This window comes from Mycobacterium sp. NGS50 (assembly GCF_059812545.1).
In genome coordinates this window covers 54,501-70,430 of the sequence record NZ_JCALCW010000030.1, presented here as the reverse complement: position 1 = coordinate 70,430, position 15,930 = coordinate 54,501, and the positions used below count along the sequence as shown (strand labels likewise).

General features: G+C 66.4%; 14 protein-coding genes. All 14 read right to left on the bottom strand.

Annotation, left to right across the window (positions count from 1 at the left end; all coding sequences use genetic code 11):
- Nucleotides 1-646, bottom strand: a 646-nt coding sequence (locus tag AC5Y36_RS19610) for a DUF222 domain-containing protein (RefSeq protein ID WP_500042610.1), incomplete at its 3' end; no start/stop codon positions are given.
- A 169-nt stretch (nt 647-815) separates the two neighbouring features.
- Nucleotides 816-1,586: an enoyl-CoA hydratase gene (locus AC5Y36_RS19605; protein ID WP_500042609.1), complete on the bottom strand. Its 771-nt coding sequence runs from the start codon at nt 1,584-1,586 to the stop codon at nt 816-818.
- Complete coding sequence (gene nuoN, locus AC5Y36_RS19600) at nt 1,586-3,166, bottom strand: NADH-quinone oxidoreductase subunit NuoN (RefSeq protein ID WP_500042608.1); 1,581 nt, start codon at nt 3,164-3,166, stop codon at nt 1,586-1,588. Before nuoN ends, AC5Y36_RS19605 begins: the two co-directional genes overlap by 1 nt.
- Entirely contained in the window at nt 3,163-4,710 is a 1,548-nt protein-coding gene (locus AC5Y36_RS19595) for an NADH-quinone oxidoreductase subunit M (protein WP_500042607.1), read from the bottom strand. The genes nuoN and AC5Y36_RS19595 overlap by 4 nt, the downstream gene beginning before the upstream one ends.
- Complete coding sequence (nuoL, locus tag AC5Y36_RS19590; protein ID WP_500042606.1) at nt 4,707-6,590, bottom strand: NADH-quinone oxidoreductase subunit L; 1,884 nt, start codon at nt 6,588-6,590, stop codon at nt 4,707-4,709. The genes AC5Y36_RS19595 and nuoL overlap by 4 nt, the downstream gene beginning before the upstream one ends.
- Nucleotides 6,591-6,596: 6 nt before the next feature.
- Nucleotides 6,597-6,896: an NADH-quinone oxidoreductase subunit NuoK gene (gene nuoK / locus AC5Y36_RS19585; protein ID WP_500042605.1), complete on the bottom strand. Its 300-nt coding sequence runs from the start codon at nt 6,894-6,896 to the stop codon at nt 6,597-6,599.
- On the bottom strand, nt 6,893-7,651 hold the full coding sequence (locus AC5Y36_RS19580) for an NADH-quinone oxidoreductase subunit J (RefSeq protein ID WP_500042604.1): 759 nt from the start codon (nt 7,649-7,651) through the stop codon (nt 6,893-6,895). Before AC5Y36_RS19580 ends, nuoK begins: the two co-directional genes overlap by 4 nt.
- On the bottom strand, nt 7,648-8,232 hold the full coding sequence (gene nuoI, locus AC5Y36_RS19575) for an NADH-quinone oxidoreductase subunit NuoI (RefSeq protein WP_500042603.1): 585 nt from the start codon (nt 8,230-8,232) through the stop codon (nt 7,648-7,650). Before nuoI ends, AC5Y36_RS19580 begins: the two co-directional genes overlap by 4 nt.
- Complete coding sequence (nuoH, locus tag AC5Y36_RS19570; RefSeq protein WP_500042602.1) at nt 8,225-9,457, bottom strand: NADH-quinone oxidoreductase subunit NuoH; 1,233 nt, start codon at nt 9,455-9,457, stop codon at nt 8,225-8,227. Before nuoH ends, nuoI begins: the two co-directional genes overlap by 8 nt.
- Entirely contained in the window at nt 9,454-11,826 is a 2,373-nt protein-coding gene (locus AC5Y36_RS19565) for an NADH-quinone oxidoreductase subunit G (protein ID WP_500042601.1), read from the bottom strand. Before AC5Y36_RS19565 ends, nuoH begins: the two co-directional genes overlap by 4 nt.
- Complete coding sequence (nuoF, locus tag AC5Y36_RS19560; RefSeq protein ID WP_500042600.1) at nt 11,823-13,160, bottom strand: NADH-quinone oxidoreductase subunit NuoF; 1,338 nt, start codon at nt 13,158-13,160, stop codon at nt 11,823-11,825. The genes AC5Y36_RS19565 and nuoF overlap by 4 nt, the downstream gene beginning before the upstream one ends.
- Entirely contained in the window at nt 13,157-13,966 is an 810-nt protein-coding gene (nuoE, locus tag AC5Y36_RS19555) for an NADH-quinone oxidoreductase subunit NuoE (protein ID WP_500042599.1), read from the bottom strand. The genes nuoF and nuoE overlap by 4 nt, the downstream gene beginning before the upstream one ends.
- Entirely contained in the window at nt 13,963-15,267 is a 1,305-nt protein-coding gene (nuoD, locus tag AC5Y36_RS19550; RefSeq protein ID WP_500042598.1) for an NADH dehydrogenase (quinone) subunit D, read from the bottom strand. Before nuoD ends, nuoE begins: the two co-directional genes overlap by 4 nt.
- Nucleotides 15,267-15,899 (bottom strand): NADH-quinone oxidoreductase subunit C, encoded by a 633-nt coding sequence (locus AC5Y36_RS19545; RefSeq protein ID WP_500042616.1) that lies wholly within the window; start codon nt 15,897-15,899, stop codon nt 15,267-15,269. The genes nuoD and AC5Y36_RS19545 overlap by 1 nt, the downstream gene beginning before the upstream one ends.
- Nucleotides 15,900-15,930: the final 31 nt, after the last annotated feature.

Genomic DNA, 15,930 nt, shown 5'->3' with positions numbered 1-15,930 from the left:
GGCCCAGGTGCAGGGTGCGGCGCCGGGCGCGGTCGGTGTCGGTGTATTGGCCTTCGCGTTCGGCGATGGCGTCGGCGATTTCGGCGCCGACGATGGCCACGAACGGGGCGTCTTGGCGTTGGGCGTGGGCGACGAGTGCGTGCTCGGCTCGTTGGGCATCCTGCGGGGTGGCTTTGGATGGTAGGTGATCGAGGGCTTTGGTGATGGCGGTGATGTGGTCTTGGCCGAGTGTGCCGGCGGCCACGGCGGCGGCCAGCTCGGGCAGGGCGGGCGGGAGATCGGCTCCGGTGAGGGTGTGGCGGGTGCGGATGCGGGCGGCCAGGGTGAAGCGGCGTTTGGTTTCGCCGCGGGTGATCCGCAGCCGTTGGTGCAGCAGGTCATCGGCGCGCACGCCGTGGGGCAGGTCGGGGTGGGTGAGGCCTTCGAGGGGGTCCTCGATTTCGCCGAACATCCGATAGGACAGGCCGCGGTTGACTCGGTCCTGGGTTTCCAGGCGTTCGGCGACCTGGATGCGAAACGCGTTGCCCACCAGCTCGGTATCCGCGGCGCGCAGTCGGGCGTAGGCGGCGTCGATCACATCGAGCTCGGCGCGCACCGCGGCACGCGCCGCCTCCTGCGGAAGCAGGACCTCCTCGCTGATCGACATGACACCATGCTATCGAACAAACGAGCGAATACTACTCGAGAGCGGTCAACCGCGGATGGATCTGTGGATCAACTCGCAACTGTGGATAACCGCGAAAACCAAAGAAGCAAACCCTCTTTGAAAGCTTGTCGTTGGCGGGTGGGCGCACCCGGCCCGGCCTGGATATTCCCTAGGCCCTATCACCGATCTGGCGGCGGTTGCGGTCGCTCACCGCACGAAACCGGTCACCCAGACCGCCCAGATCCGACGCGGCGCCTGCGATGGCCTGCTCAGCGGCCAGCGCCCCATCGGTGACCGCGGCGCCACCGGACACGTAGATCTGCTTGAGCGCAGCCATGGTCGGCCCCGGCACTTCGGCGATCTGGGTGGCCAGCTCGATAGCCCGCGGAATCAACCGGTCATGCGGCAGCACCTCGGTGACCAGCCCGATCTGCTCGGCGCGGGCGGCGTCGACCACCTCACCGGTCATCGACAGCCTCCGCGCCATCGCGGCGCCCACCAGCCGCGGCAGTCGAGCCGTCATGCCTCCGCCGGGCAGAATGCCGACTCGGGCATGGGTGTCGGCAAATACGGCTCGCTCCGAGGCGATCATGAAGTCGCAGCCCAAGGCCATCTCCAGGCCACCAGTGAACACCGGCCCGTTGATCGCCGCAATGATCGGTGTATCCATGCCAGCGGTGGCTGTGATGCAGTTCTCGGTCTGAAACCGCTCGAAGTACGCCATGCCCAGCTGCTGGGCCGCCTTGAGATCGACACCGGCGCAGAACGCGGGGTCGGCGCCGGTAAGCACCACGGCACGCACCTGCGGGTCGGCATCGGCATCGGCGAAGGCGGCGTACAGCGCACCAATCAGATCCGGGCTCAGCGCATTCCGCGCCTCAGGACGGTTCATGGTCAGCAGCCGGACCGAACCCTGGTCGGCGGTGAGTACGTAGCTCATCAGAGACTGAACCAGGTCGCCGCATCGACCACGTCGAACAGGGGTTGCGGCATGACACCCAACAGCACGGTGACCGCGGCGCACACCGCGATCGCAGCCTTGCTCAACACCCCGGGCACCACCACGTTCGGGGTGTCCTCGGTCGGGTCGGTGAAGAACAGCAGCAGAATCACCCGCACGTAGAAGTAGGCGGCCACCCCGCTGGCGACCACACCCACCACCACCAGCGGCGCGGCGCCGCCCTGGGCCGCCGCGGAGAACACCGCGAACTTGCTGATGAATCCGCTGGTCAACGGAATGCCGGCGAACGCCAGCAGGAACATCGAAAACATCACGCCGACTATCGGGTTGCGACGTCCCAAGCCGGCCCAGTGGGCCATATCGCCATCCTCGACGCCGTCAGCGCCGCGCACCAGGCCCAGAATCGCGAAGGCGCCGACCGTGGAGAAGCTGTATGCGATCAGATAGAACAGGGTCGACGACACACCCGCGGGGATGTCGGAAACCACACCGGTGAGCACGAAGCCGACGTGCGACACCGACGAATACGCCAGCATCCGTTTGACATCGGTCTGGTTCACCGCCGCGACGGTCGCCACCACCATCGTCAGAATCGAGATCATCCACAGCGCCGGCCGCCACTGGTCGTGCAGCGCCGGCAGCGCGACGTACACCACTCTCAGCAGCGCGCCGAACGCCGCGACTTTCGTTGCCGCGGCCATGAATCCGGTGATCGGGGTGGGAGCGCCGACATAGACGTCGGGGATCCAGGAGTGGAACGGTACCGCGCCGACCTTGAACAGCAACCCGACCGACAACAGCGCCACCCCGGCCAGCGCCATGGCGTCGACGCCGTGGGTTGCCAACGCCGCACCGATCCCGGGGATCGCCAGGGTGCCGGTGTCGCCGTACAGCAGGGCCGCGCCGTACAGGAAGAAGGCGGACGAGAATGCGCCGAGCAAGAAGTATTTCAACGCTGCTTCCTGCGACAGCTGGCGGCGGTAGCGGGCGAGCCCGCACAGCAGGTACAACGGCAGCGACAGGGTCTCCAATGCAACGAACATGGTCAGCAGGTCGTTGGCGGCGGGAAACACCAGCATGCCGCCAACCGAGAACATGACCAGCGGGAAGATCTCGGTCTGCATCACCCCGGCCCGCAGCGCCTGCTGCTCGGGGATGCTGTCCGGAACCGCGGAACCCTGTGGGGTGAACGAATCCAACCCGCCGGCGCTCACCAGGATGTCGGCTTTGTCGCCGACGACCTGCGGCGCGAGATTGCGTTCGGCGATGAAGATGACCGCAAGGATCGCCACCAGCAGCACCGTGCCCTGCAGCAGCACTGCCGGCCGATCGACCGCGATCGCCCCCCGCACCGCGTCCAGGCCGGCCGCCGGAACCTTGTTTGCGACGACGATCAGCGACAAGAACGCGGCGATCAGGCCGGTCAACGCCAGGTTCAGTTGGGCCGGGTAGCGCATCCGGCGCGGCAGGAACGCCTCGCCCAGCAGGCCGAGCACTGCCGCACCAAACACGATCAACAGCGGCAACAGCAACGAGTATTCGACGCTGGGTGCGTTCATCGGATGGGTCCTTCCGCGCGATGCGGCGGCGTCGGATCGTGTTGGCCGGTCGTGGTCATCGTGTGTTCGACCGCGGGGTTGATCAGATCCAGCATCGGTTTGGGATACAAGCCCAAAAACAGCAGCAGCGCGATCAGTGGTGCCACGACGACGAGTTCGCGGGGCACCAGGTCACGGATTCGGTCGTTGTCCGGTGTGACCGGCCCGGTCATCACCCGCTGGTAGAGCCACAGCATGTAGATCGACGACAGCACCAACGCGGTCGAGCCGAAGACTGCGGCCAGCCAGTACCGGTTGAATGTGCCCAACAGAACCAGGAATTCACTGATGAACGGCGCCAGCCCGGGCAGCGACAGCGTTGCCATCGCCGACACCAGGAACGTGCCGGCCAGTACCGGTGCCACCTTCTGCACTCCGCCATAGGCGGCGATCGATCGTGCGCCGTCGCGTCGCGAAATCAGGAATCCGGCGATCAGGAACACCGCTGCGGTGGACAGGCCGTGGTTGACCATGTACAGCGCCGAGCCGCTCTGACCTTGGCTGGTCATCACGAAGATGCCCAGGATGATGAACCCGAAGTGCGATATCGAGGTGTAGGAGATCAGCCGCATGATGTCGGTCTGGCCGATTGCCACCATCGCGCCGTAGACGACGCCGATGACCGCCAGCACGACGATCGCAGGCCGGAAATACGCGGCGGCGTCTGGGAACAACTGCAGACAGTAACGCAGCATGCCGAAGGTGCCAACCTTGTCCATCACCGCCATCATCAGTACCGCGGAGGCCGGGGTGGCCTCGACTGCGGCGTCGGGAAGCCAACGGTGCAACGGCCACAGCGGGGCCTTGACGGCGAAGGCGAACATGAAGCCGAGGAACAATGCTTTGAGGACCGTGGGGTCCACCGCACTGGATCCCGGCGCCAATGCGGCGACGGCGTCCCGGAAGTCGAACGTGCCCACCCCGTGTCGGGCGGTCACCACGTACACGCCGATCACCGCGGCCAGCATGATCAGCCCGCCGAACAGGTTGTAGAGCAGAAACTTGAGCGCTGCCCGTGACCTGTTCGCACCGTGGCCGAAGCCGCCGATCAGGAAGTACATCGGGATGAGCATCGCCTCGAAGAACACGTAGAACAGCAGAATGTCGAGCGAGACAAGCGAGATCAACACCATCGACTCGACCGTCAGCGTTAACGCGACGTACGCGTGAACGCCGCGGCTGCGTTCACCGCCGTCGTGCCAGCCGGCCAGGATCAGCAGGGGCACCAGCACCGCGGTGAGCAGCACCAGCACCAGCGCGATTCCGTCCACGCCGAGTGTGTAGCCGGCACCGAACGCCGGGATCCAGGAATGCGCCTCGGTGAACTGGTAAGTGGGACCGCAGATATCGAATCCCACGGTCAGCCCGATCGCCACTGCCAGCACCGCCAGGCTCACCGCTAGACCAGTCCAGCGGGCCAGCGTCGGCGCCGTCGCCGGCAACGCCATCACCAACAGCGCCCCGCCGATGGGCACCAGCCAGAGCAGACTCAGCCAGGGGATCACAGCTGCACCGCCAAGATCACCGCGACCAGCAGCACCGCTCCGGCCAGCATGGTCAACGCGTAGTTGCGGGCGTACCCGGTCTGCATGCCGCGCAACCAACCTGAGGTGCGGCTCACCTCCGCGGCCAGACCATTGACCGAGCCGTCGACCACCCGGTCGTCGACCTGCACCAGCGCTCGGGCCAATCGGTCGCCGGGGCGCATGAACACCTCCTCGTTCACGGCGTCGCCATACAGGTCGCGACGCGCGGCGCGCGTCAGTGCGGACACCTCGGCAGGTGCCGTCGCCGGAATCGGCTTGCGCGCGTACATCCGGACGGCGACCGCCGCACCGGCCAACACGACCAGGAAGGTGACGGCACCGCTGACCAGAGGCGAAACGGCGTGCCCCGCATCTTCGTGCACGCCGACCACCGGCTCCAGCCAACTCTGCAACCGGCCGCCGATGGCGAGCAGCGCACCGGAGAACACCGCGCCGACCGCCAGCACCATCATCGGCACCGTCATCGTCCGTGGCGCCTCGTGCGGATGCGCATCAGGAGCCCAACGCTTTTCGCCGAAGAACGTCATGATCATGACGCGGGTCATGTAGAAGGCCGTGATTCCCGCCCCGAGTACGGCCGCACCCCCCAGGACGGCGCCCCGCACCCCGCCGTCGGCCAGGGCGGCCTCGATGATGGCGTCCTTCGAGTAGAACCCGGCGAACGGCGGGACGCCGATGATCGCCAGATAGCACAGTCCGAATGTCACGAAGGTGATCGGCACGACGGTTCGCAATCCGCCGTAGCGGCGCATGTCCTGCTCGTCGTCCATGGCGTGGATCACCGCACCGGAGCCCAGGAACAGGCCGGCTTTGAAGAAGCCGTGCGTGAGTAGGTGCAGGATCGCAAACGCATAGCCGGCCGGGCCCAGGCCGGCGGCGAGCACCATGTAGCCGATCTGGCTGATGGTCGACGCGGCCAGCGCCCGCTTGATGTCGTCCTTGGCGCAGCCGATGATCGCTCCGAACAGCAGGGTGATCGTGCCGAGGACCAGAACCGCCAACCGCGCGTCCGGCGACAGGTCATAGAGCGGACCGGACCGCACAATCAGATACACCCCGGCGGTCACCATGGTGGCGGCGTGGATCAGGGCCGAGACCGGCGTCGGACCTTCCATGGCGTCGAAAAGCCAGGCCTGCAACGGCACCTGGGCTGATTTGGCGGAGGCGCCCAGCAGCAACAGCAGACCGATCGCGGTCAGCGTGCCGCCCGAGGCCTCCGGTGCTCCGGCGAACACTCCCTGGAACGACAGGGTCCCGAAGTTGGCGAACATCACGAACATGGCCAATGAGAGCCCGATGTCGCCGACCCGGTTGGACACGAAGGCTTTCTTGCCGGCGGTTGCCGCCGACGGCCGTTGGTACCAGAATCCGATCAGCAGATACGACGCCAGCCCCACGCCTTCCCAACCGACGTAGAGGCCGAGGTAGTTGTCGGCGACCACCAGCAACAGCATCGCGGCCACGAACAGATTGAGGTAGGCGAAAAAGCGCCGACGATCGGGGTCGTCGGCCATGTAGGCGATCGAGTAGATATGGATCAGCGAACCGACGCCACTGATCAGCAGCACGAAGCAGATCGACAGCGGATCCAGCAGCAGCCCGAAATCGATTCGCAAGTCGGCGACCGGAATCCAGCTGAACAAGGTGGGGTGAATGCTGCGTTCGGTGCCGGTGTGCTGCAGCAGGTCGGCGAGCAGCACCAGGCCTGAGGCGAACGATCCCAGCACGGTCAGACACCCCAGCAGGTGTCCCCACCGGTCGGTGCGCCGGCCGCCGACCAGGAGCAGCAGCGCCCCGGCCGACGGCAGCGCCACCAGCAGCCAACTCAGAAGTGTCATCAACGGCTAGCCTTTGAGTAGGTTCACGTCGTCGACCGAGGCCGATCTGCGGGTACGGAAGATGGACATGATGATGGCCAGGCCGACGACCACTTCGCAGGCAGCAACCACCATGGTGAAGAACGCCACCATCTGTCCGTCGAGGTGCCCGTGCATGCGTGCAAACGTCACGAAGGCCAGGTTCACCGCGTTGAGCATCAACTCGACGCACATGAACATCACTATCGCGTTGCGTCGCAACAGCACACCGACGGCGCCGATGCTGAACAGCAGCACCGAGAGGTACAGGTAGTTCGCTGGATTCATGGGGTTTCCTGCTCTGCGTCGTTGCTGGCGCGGGATACGGTCCGCTGACGCAGCACCTGCGGCACCGACAGCTTGGAGAAGGTTCCGTCGGGCAGCCGGGCAGCGACATCCACCGCGTTGTGGCGGGCATAGATGCCCGGGCTGGGCAACGGAGTGGGATATCTGCCCTGTTGGAAGCGTTCGATGGACAGCTCCCGCTGGGTCTTTCGGGCCTCGAAGCGTTCGCGGTGCGCCAGCACCATCGCGGCGATCGCGGCAGTGATCAGCAACGCGCTGGTCAACTCGAACGCCCACAGATATCGGGTGAAGATCAGCACCGCCAACCCTTCGACGTTGCCGCCCTCGTTGGCGTCGGCCAGCCCGGCGAACGTCATGCTGACTCCACCGATCGCGGCGATCAGCAGCACACCGAACCCGACTCCGGCCACCACCGCGGCGACGCGCTGGCCGCGCAGCGTCTCGGTCAGCGACTCGGCGGAATCGACGCCGATCAGCATCATGACGAACAGGAACAACATCATCACCGCGCCGGTGTAGACCACCACCTGCACCACGCCCAGAAACATCGCATCCTGCATGAAGTAGAAGACGGACAGGATGAGCATGGTCATCGCCAAGAACATCGCCGAATACATGGCTTTGGCCGCCATCACCACCCCCAGCGCACCGATCAACGCCAGCGCGCCCAGAATCCAGAAGGTGACTGCCTCACCGGTTGAGGCGACGGCGTCGGCGGCCAGCAGGTGCCCGGTCATCGGTCCTCGCCGGTGCTCTGCTCGGCAAGCAGCTCCCGGATGTCCTGCGTCTCGCGCAGACCGCCGGCGGTGATGTTGCCGCGGTAGTAGTCCAGGTGGCTGGCTCCGGGCGCCATCGCGTGCGGCGGGGCCGTCATACCGGGTTCCAGTGGTGCCAGCAACTTCTGCCGGTCAAAGATCAGGTCGGCGCGATTGTCGTCGGCGATCTCGTAGTTGGTGGTCATCGTCAGCGCACGGGTCGGGCAGGCCTCGATGCAGTACCCGCAGCCGATGCAGCGCAGATAGTTGATCTGGTAGACGCGGCCGTAGCGTTCGCCGGGGGAGAAGCGCTCCTGGTCGGTGTTGTCGGCACCCTCGACGTAGATCGCGTCGGCCGGGCACGCCCAGGCGCACAATTCGCAGCCGATGCACTTCTCCAAGCCGTCCGGGTAACGGTTGAGCTGGTGGCGGCCGTGCCAGCGGGGCGCGACCGGACCCGGCTTCTCCGGATATTCCTCGGTGATCGGGCGTTTGAACATCGAGCCGAAGGTGACGCCGAACCCGGCGAGGGCCTCATAGGATCTGCGGAAGAAATTAGCCATGCTGCTCCTCCTTTCCGGCATAGCTGTGACCCGGCAGCGGCGGAGTCGGGAATGCCCCGGGCGCCACTGTCGGTGCCGTCGTGGGAACGCGCGGAATACTCGGCGCGTCGGAACGTTTTCGGACAAGCCACAGCACGGCCGCCGTCATGACCGCGCCGGCGGCCGCGAGCAGCGGCTGGGTGTGCGGGTAGCCCGCGTTGGCCGCGGTCCGGAACACCGCGGCGACCATCACCCACACCAGCGCCACCGGAATCAGGATCATCCAGCCCAACGCCATGAACTGGTCGTAGCGCAGCCGGGGCAGGGTGGCGCGCAGCCACATGTAGAAGAACATGAAGCCCCACACCTTGGTGATGAACCACAGCAGCGGCCACCAGCCTTGGTTGGCCGCCTCGAACATGTTGAACGGCCAGGGTGCGTGCCATCCGCCCAGGAACAGGGTGGCGGCCAACGCGGACACGGTCGTCATGTTGACGTACTCGGCCAGGAAGAACATCGCGAACTTCAGCGATGAGTATTCGGTGTGAAAACCGGCGACCAACTCGCCTTCGGCCTCCGGCAGGTCGAAGGGTGCCCGGTTGGTTTCACCGACCATCGACACCAGATAGACCAAAAACGAGGGCAGCAGCAGGAATACATACCAGTGCCGGTCTTGCGCGGACACGATTCCCGACGTCGACATGGTGCCCGCGTACAGGAATACCGAAGCGAAGGCCAAACCCATGGCGATCTCGTAGGAGATGACCTGTGCGGTGGACCGGATACCGCCGAGCAGCGGATAGGTCGATCCCGATGACCAGCCGGCCAGCACGATCCCGTACACGCCGATCGACGACATCGCCAGGATGAACAACACCCCGATCGGCAGGTCGGCCAACTGCAGCATGGTCGGATGCCCGAGCACGCTGACCACCGGACCGAACGGGATCACCGCGAACGCCGTGATCGCGGTGATCACCGAGATGATCGGGGCCAGGACATAGATGGGATGGTCGACGTCGGCGGGGGTGATGCCCTCCTTGAGCGCAAGCTTGATGCCGTCGACCAGACTTTGCAGGTAGCCGCGCGGGCCGACCCGGTTGGGGCCGGGCCGAAGCTGCATACGGCCCAGCACCTTGCGTTCGGCGATGATGGCCACCAGCACGGTCAGCACCAGAAATGCGAAAACCGCAACAGCTTTGGCGACGATCAGCCACCACGGGTCGGTCCCGAATGAGCCGGTCATGACGATGCCCCGATCTGTACGACGGCGCCGGAGGTTACTTCGAGTTGCCGGTGGACCGCCGATCCCGGTGAGTTCATCGGCAGCCACACCACCCGGTCGCCCATCTCGGTGATCCGCAGTGGCAGGGCGATGGATCCATTTGCCGTGCTGACCCGCACCAGATCGCCTTCTGCCGCTCCGATCTCCGCGGCTGTGGCCGCCGACAGCCGCACCACCGGGGTGCGTGCTGTGCCGGCCAGGTGAGGTTCGCCGTCCTGTCCGCGGCCGCAGTCGAGCAACATCCGCCAACTCGCCAGGACGGCCTCACCCGATTGTGGCTGGATCGGATCCGCGGCGCCGACTTGTGGATCCGCGGCCCGGGCACCCGACCACTCGCCCAGTGCGGCCAGCTCGGCGCGTACCGCGGCGGCGGTGGGCAGAGCCAGGTCGACGCTCATTTCGTCGGCCAGCGCGTCGAGCACCCGCAGATCCGGAAGTACGCCGGTATCGGACAGCGCCACCTCGAAGCTGCGTGGCCGGCCCTCCCAGTCGACAAACGTGCCGGCCTTCTCGGCTACCGGCGCGATCGGAAGCACCACATCGGCGCGTTCGGTGACCGCGCTGTGCCGCAACTCCAAACTGACCAGGAACCCGACGCCGTCCAATGCCGTCAGCGCCGCCGACGGGTCGGCGAGGTCGTCGGGTTCGACGCCGCCGATCAGCAGTGCGCCCAGGGTACCGTCGGCGGCAGCGGCCAGGATGGCGGCGGTGTCGCGTCCGGGAGTCGCCGGCAGATCATCGGCGCCCCAGAGTGTCTCGACCTGTGCGCGGGCCTCACCATCGGTCAGCGGGCGGCCGCCGGGCAGCAGTCCGGCCAGTGCTCCCGCGTCCAGGGCCCCGCGTTCCCCGGCGCGGCGGGGCACCCACGCCAGGCGTGCCCCGGTGGCGTCGGCCAGTCGAAGTGCAGCCGACAGCGCACCGGGAATCGTCGCCAGCCGTTCGCCGGCCAGGATCACCGCGCCCGGGGCGCGCAACGCATCGCCGATATCGCTATCGCGCAACCGATCCAATTCCTCCGGCTCGGCGCCCGGGCGGGTCGGCACCAGGGTCCCCGCCATCTTGGCCAGGCCGCGGTCGGCGAACGGACCCAACGCGTAGACCCGGGTGCCGTGCTTGCGGGCTGCCTTACGCAGCCGCAGGAACACGATCGGGGACTCTTCCTCCGGCTCGAACCCGGCCAGTAGCACCGTCGGCGCGGCTTCCAGATCGGCATAGCTGACGCTTCGCCGGCCCGCCACCCGCGCGGTAAGGAACGCGGCCTCCTCCGCCGAGTGCGCCCGCGCCCGGAAGTCGATATCGTCGCTGCCCAACGCCATCCGGGCGAACTTGCTGTAGGCGTAGGCGTCCTCCAGCGTCACCCGCCCGCCGACCAGGACCCCGGCGCGTCCGCGTGCGGCGGCCAACCCGCGGGCCGCCAGGGCCAGCGCGTTGGGCCACGAGGTCGGATGCAGCCTTCCGTCCGCATCGCGGATCAGCGGTGTGGTGATCCGATCGTCGGCGGTGGCGTAGGTGAACGCCCACCGGCCCTTGTCGCAGTTCCACTCTTCGTTGACCTCGGGGTCGTCGCCGGCCATCCGGCGCATCACCTTGCCGCGGCGGTGGTCGGTGCGTTGTGCACAACCCGAAGCGCAGTGCTCGCAGGCGCTCGGGCTGGACACCAAATCGAATGGGCGGGCGCGGAATCGGTAGGACGCGCCGGTCAACGCCCCCACCGGGCAGACCTGCACCGTGTTGCCTGAGAAGTACGAGTCGAACGGTTCGTCGGCGTAGATGCCGACTTGTTGCAGCGCACCACGCTCCAGCAATTCGATGAACGGATCACCGGCGATCTGATTGGAGAATCGGGTGCAGCGGGCGCACAGGATGCAGCGGTCGCGGTCCAGCAGCACCTGTGAGGAGATGTTGATCGGCTTCGGGAACCGGCGCTTGTCGTCGTGGAACCGGGTTTCGGGCCGCCCGCTGGTCATCGCCTGGTTCTGCAGCGGACATTCCCCGCCCTTGTCGCACATCGGGCAGTCCAGCGGGTGGTTGATGAGCAGCAGCTCCATGACCAGGTTTTGCGCCTTGTCGGCGGACGGCGAGCTGTGCTGGGTGCGCACCACCATGCCGTCGGTGGCCACCACCGTGCACGACGCCATCGGCTTGCGCTGGCCTTCGATCTCGACCATGCACTGCCGGCAGGCGCCGACCGGATCGAGCAGCGGATGGTCGCAGAACCGTGGGATTTCGATGCCGATCATCTCCGCGGCGCGAATCACCAACGTGCCCTTGGGGACTGTGACCTCGGTGTCGTCAATGGTGATCGTCACCGTCTCCGCCGGGCTGTTCACGCCACCCCTCCCGTCGATCCGTTCGGCACGAATATGGTTGCGGCTGGGTCGAAGGGGCAGCGGCCCTGTTCGACGTGCGCGATGTATTCATCGCGGAAATGCTGGATCGATGACTGCACCGGCATCGCCGCGCCATCACCCAACGCGCAGAACGACTTACCGAACATCGCATCGGCGATGTCGAGCAACGTGTCCAGGTCCTCCATGGTGCCGCGGCCGGTCTCCAGCCGCTCGTAGATCGGGACCAGCCAGTAGGTGCCCTCACGGCATGGTGTGCATTTGCCGCAGGATTCGTGCTTGTAGAACTGCGACCAGCGCCGCGCCGCGCGCACCACGCAGGTAGTGTCATCGAATATCTGCAGCGCCTTGGTGCCCAGCATCGACCCGACCGATGCCATGCCCTCGTAGTCCAGCGGGACGTCGAGGTGCTCCTCGGTGAGGATCGGGGTCGACGACCCGCCCGGCGTCCAGAACTTCAGCCGGTGGCCGTCGCGCACCCCGCCGGCGTAGTCCAGTAGTTCACGCAGCGTGATCCCCAGCGGAGCCTCGTACTGGCCGGGACGGTTGACGTGCCCGGACAGTGAGTACAGCGTGAAACCCGGCGATTTCTCGGTGCCCATCGACCGAAACCAGTCCACCCCGTACAGGATGATCGGTGGCACGCTGGCAATGGATTCGACGTTGTTGACCACCGTCGGGCAGGCATACAGTCCCGACACCGCCGGGAACGGCGGACGCAGCCGAGGCTGGCCACGCCGGCCTTCCAGTGAATCGAGTAGCGCGGTCTCCTCCCCGCAGATGTAGGCGCCCGCACCGGCGTGCACCACGACATCCAGATGGAAACCGGAGCCGCCGATATCGCGGCCCAAATACCCTGCGGCATAGGCTTCGGCGACCGCTGCTTGAAGGCGGCGGACCACCGGCAGCACCTCGCCGCGCACATAGATGAAGGCGTGACTGGCGCGAATCGCGTAGCAGCAGATGATGATGCCTTCGATCAGCGCGTGCGGCGTAGCCAGCAGCAACGGCATGTCCTTGCAGGTGCCGGGCTCGGATTCGTCGGCGTTGACCACCAGGTAGTGCGGTTTGGCGCCGGCACCCGACGCGTCTTGGGGAATGAACGACCATTTGGTGCCGGTGGAGAAGCCGGCGCCGCCGCGACCGCGCAGCCCGGATTCCTTGAGGGTGCCGATCACCGTGTCGGGTTCGGTGGCCAGCGCCTTCTGCATGGCCTGGTAGCCGCCGTGGCGTCGATAGGTGTCCAGCGTCCAGGACTCGGGTTCATCCCAGTACCGGCTGAGGACCGGGGTCAACGGAGTCGCGTGGGTGGTCACCACTGGCCGTCCCCATCCGGAGGTGTTGCTATCCCGTGCTGTTGGGCTATCCGCAGACCGGCCAGCGTCGCCTCGCCGGGACCGCCCTGGCCGGTGTCGGGCCGTTCGTCGGCGAAGCCGGCCAGGATGCGCTCCGCGCTGCGAAACCCGCACAATGCCGCGCCGCGGGTGGGTGAGACCGTGTCGCCGGAGCGGAGGGCCTCGACCAGTTTCTGTGCGGATTCCGGTGTCTGGCGGTCGAAGAACTCCCAGTTGACCATCACCACAGGGGCGTAGTCGCAGGCGGCGTTGCACTCCACCCGTTGCAGGGTGATGATGCCGTCATCGGTGGTTTCGTCGTTGCCGACACCGAGAACCTCGGCGAGCGTGTCAAAGATGGCGTCGCCGCCCATCATCGCGCACAACGTGTTGGTGCACACCCCGACCAGGTACTCGCCGGTGGGGGAGCGACGATACATCGTGTAAAACGAAGCGACCGCGGCGACTTCGGCACCGGTCAACCCCAGTTGCTCGGCGCAGAACGCCAACCCTGCCGGGGTCAGATAGGAGTCTTCGGCCTGCACCAGATGCAGCAGCGGCAGGATCGCCGAACGGGCCGCGGGACTGGGGGCGCCGGCGTTGGGTTGATGCGCCGCGGTGTAACGAGCGATGATCGCTTGGGCCTCTGCCTCCAGCCGGGCCCGCACCGCGGGCGGATATTCACGCGGGGCGTCGGCGCTGGTGTCGAACTGGCCCGGCTCGTCTGGTGGCCGGCCCAGTTGCAGAAATACCCGTTCGCCGCCGGTGCCGGCGCTGGGTGCCGTCACCGGTCGACCCCACCCATCACCGGGTCGATGCTGGCGACCGCGGCGATGAGATCGGCGACCAGGCCGCCTTCGGACATTGCGGCGACGGCCTGCAGGTTGGTGAACGACGGATCCCGGTAGTGCACCCGGTAGGGCCGAGTTCCTCCGTCAGACACCATGTGCACCCCCAACTCTCCGCGCGGCGACTCCACTGAGACGAACACCTGGCCGGCTGGGACCCGGATGCCCTCGGTCACCAGCTTGAAGTGGTGAATCAGCCCCTCCATCGATTCGCCCATGATCCGGGCGATGTGCTCCGGCGAATTGCCCAAGCCGTCGGGGCCCAGCTTCAGATCGGCGGGCCAGGCGACCTTGCGGTCATCGACCCGGGTCGGTCCGGAAACACCCAGCTGGACCACTCTGTCCAGGCACTGCTCGATGATCTTCAACGACTCCTTCATCTCCTTGATGCGAATCATGTAGCGGCCGTAGGCATCGCAGCCGTCGTCGGTGATGACGTCGAAGTCATAGGATTCGTACCCGCAATAGGGCTCCGCCCGGCGGATGTCATACGGCAAGCCGGTGGAGCGCAGCACCGGGCCGGTGATGCCCAGCGCCATGCAGCCGGTCAGATCCAGATAACCGACGCCGCGGGTGCGGGCCTTCCAGATGTCGTTCTCGTTGAGCAGGTTGTCGATATCCCGCAGGCGGCGCGGCATCAACTCGAGAAACTCCTGCAACCGCGTGACGATGTCCTCGGGCAGATCCTGCGCCACCCCGCCGGGGCGGATGTACTGGTGGTTCATCCGCAATCCGGTGATCGACTCGAAGATCGACAACACCAGCTCACGTTCCCGGAAGCCGAGGAACATGGCAGTCATCGCGCCCAGTTCCATGCCGCCGGTGGCGATCGCAACCAGGTGCGAGGAGATCCGGTTGAGCTCCATGAGCAGTACCCGGATCACGTTGACCCGCTCCGGGATCTCCTCGGTGATGCCCAGCAGCTTCTCCACACCCAGGCAGTAGGCGGTCTCGTTGAAGAACGGTGACAGGTAGTCCATCCGGGTCACGAACGTCACACCCTGGGCCCAGTTGCGGTACTCCAGATTCTTCTCGATCCCGGTGTGCAGGAATCCGATTCCGCAGCGGGCCTCGGTGACCGTCTCGCCCTCGATCTCCAGGATCAACCGCAGCACCCCGTGGGTGGAGGGGTGTTGGGGCCCCATGTTCACCACGATGCGTTCGCTGGGGTCCGCGGTGCGGGCGGCCTCGATGACCTTCTCCCAGTCCTGTCCGCCGGCCAGTATGGTGGATTCGCTCATCAGTTGTAGGCCCTCCGCTGGTCGGGCGGGGGTATCTGGGCGCCCTTGTATTCGACCGGGATTCCGCCGAGCGGGTAGTCCTTGCGCTGCGGATGCCCGTGCCAGTCGTCGGGCATCTCGATGCGCGTCAGCGACGGGTGGCCGTCGAAGATGATCCCGAAGAAGTCATAGGTTTCGCGTTCGTGCCAGTCGGTGGTGGGATAGACGGCGAACAGCGACGGGATGTGCGGATCGGCGTCGGGCGCAGCCACTTCCAGCCGAATGATGCGGCTATGCGTGATCGACCTCAGCGGGTATACGGCATGGAGCTCGCGGCCGTGGTCTTCGGGGTAATGCACGCCGCTGACACCCAGGCACAGTTCGAACCTCAGCTCCGGATCATCGCGCAGCTGTTGGGCGACTTGTGGCAACTGGTCGCGGTGGACGAACAGGGTCAGCTCGTCGCGGTACACGACGGTTTTCTCGACGGCGTCGGCGAACTCGACGCCGTCGCGGGCCAGGGCCTCGGCCAGCGTGTCAACCACTGTGTCGAAGTACCCGCCGTAGGGCCGGGGGCTGCTGCCGGGCAGCTCGACGCCGCGGACCAGCCGTCCGTACCCGGAAGTGTCGCCGGTTCCGGACACGCCGAACATGCCGCGGCGAACCTCGATCTGTTCGTCGTGC

Coding starts and splice junctions, on each gene's coding strand:
- AC5Y36_RS19605 (WP_500042609.1), bottom strand. CDS start 1,586: ATGAGCTACGTACTCACCGCCGACCAGGGTTCGGTCCGGCTGCTGACC.
- nuoN (WP_500042608.1), bottom strand. CDS start 3,166: ATGAACGCACCCAGCGTCGAATACTCGTTGCTGTTGCCGCTGTTGATC.
- nuoL (WP_500042606.1), bottom strand. CDS start 6,590: ATGACACTTCTGAGTTGGCTGCTGGTGGCGCTGCCGTCGGCCGGGGCG.
- nuoK (WP_500042605.1), bottom strand. CDS start 6,896: ATGAATCCAGCGAACTACCTGTACCTCTCGGTGCTGCTGTTCAGCATC.
- AC5Y36_RS19580 (WP_500042604.1), bottom strand. CDS start 7,651: ATGACCGGGCACCTGCTGGCCGCCGACGCCGTCGCCTCAACCGGTGAG.
- nuoI (WP_500042603.1), bottom strand. CDS start 8,232: ATGGCTAATTTCTTCCGCAGATCCTATGAGGCCCTCGCCGGGTTCGGC.
- nuoH (WP_500042602.1), bottom strand. CDS start 9,457: ATGACCGGCTCATTCGGGACCGACCCGTGGTGGCTGATCGTCGCCAAA.
- nuoD (WP_500042598.1), bottom strand. CDS start 15,267: ATGAGCGAATCCACCATACTGGCCGGCGGACAGGACTGGGAGAAGGTC.
- AC5Y36_RS19545 (WP_500042616.1), bottom strand. CDS start 15,899: ATGTTCGGCGTGTCCGGAACCGGCGACACTTCCGGGTACGGACGGCTG.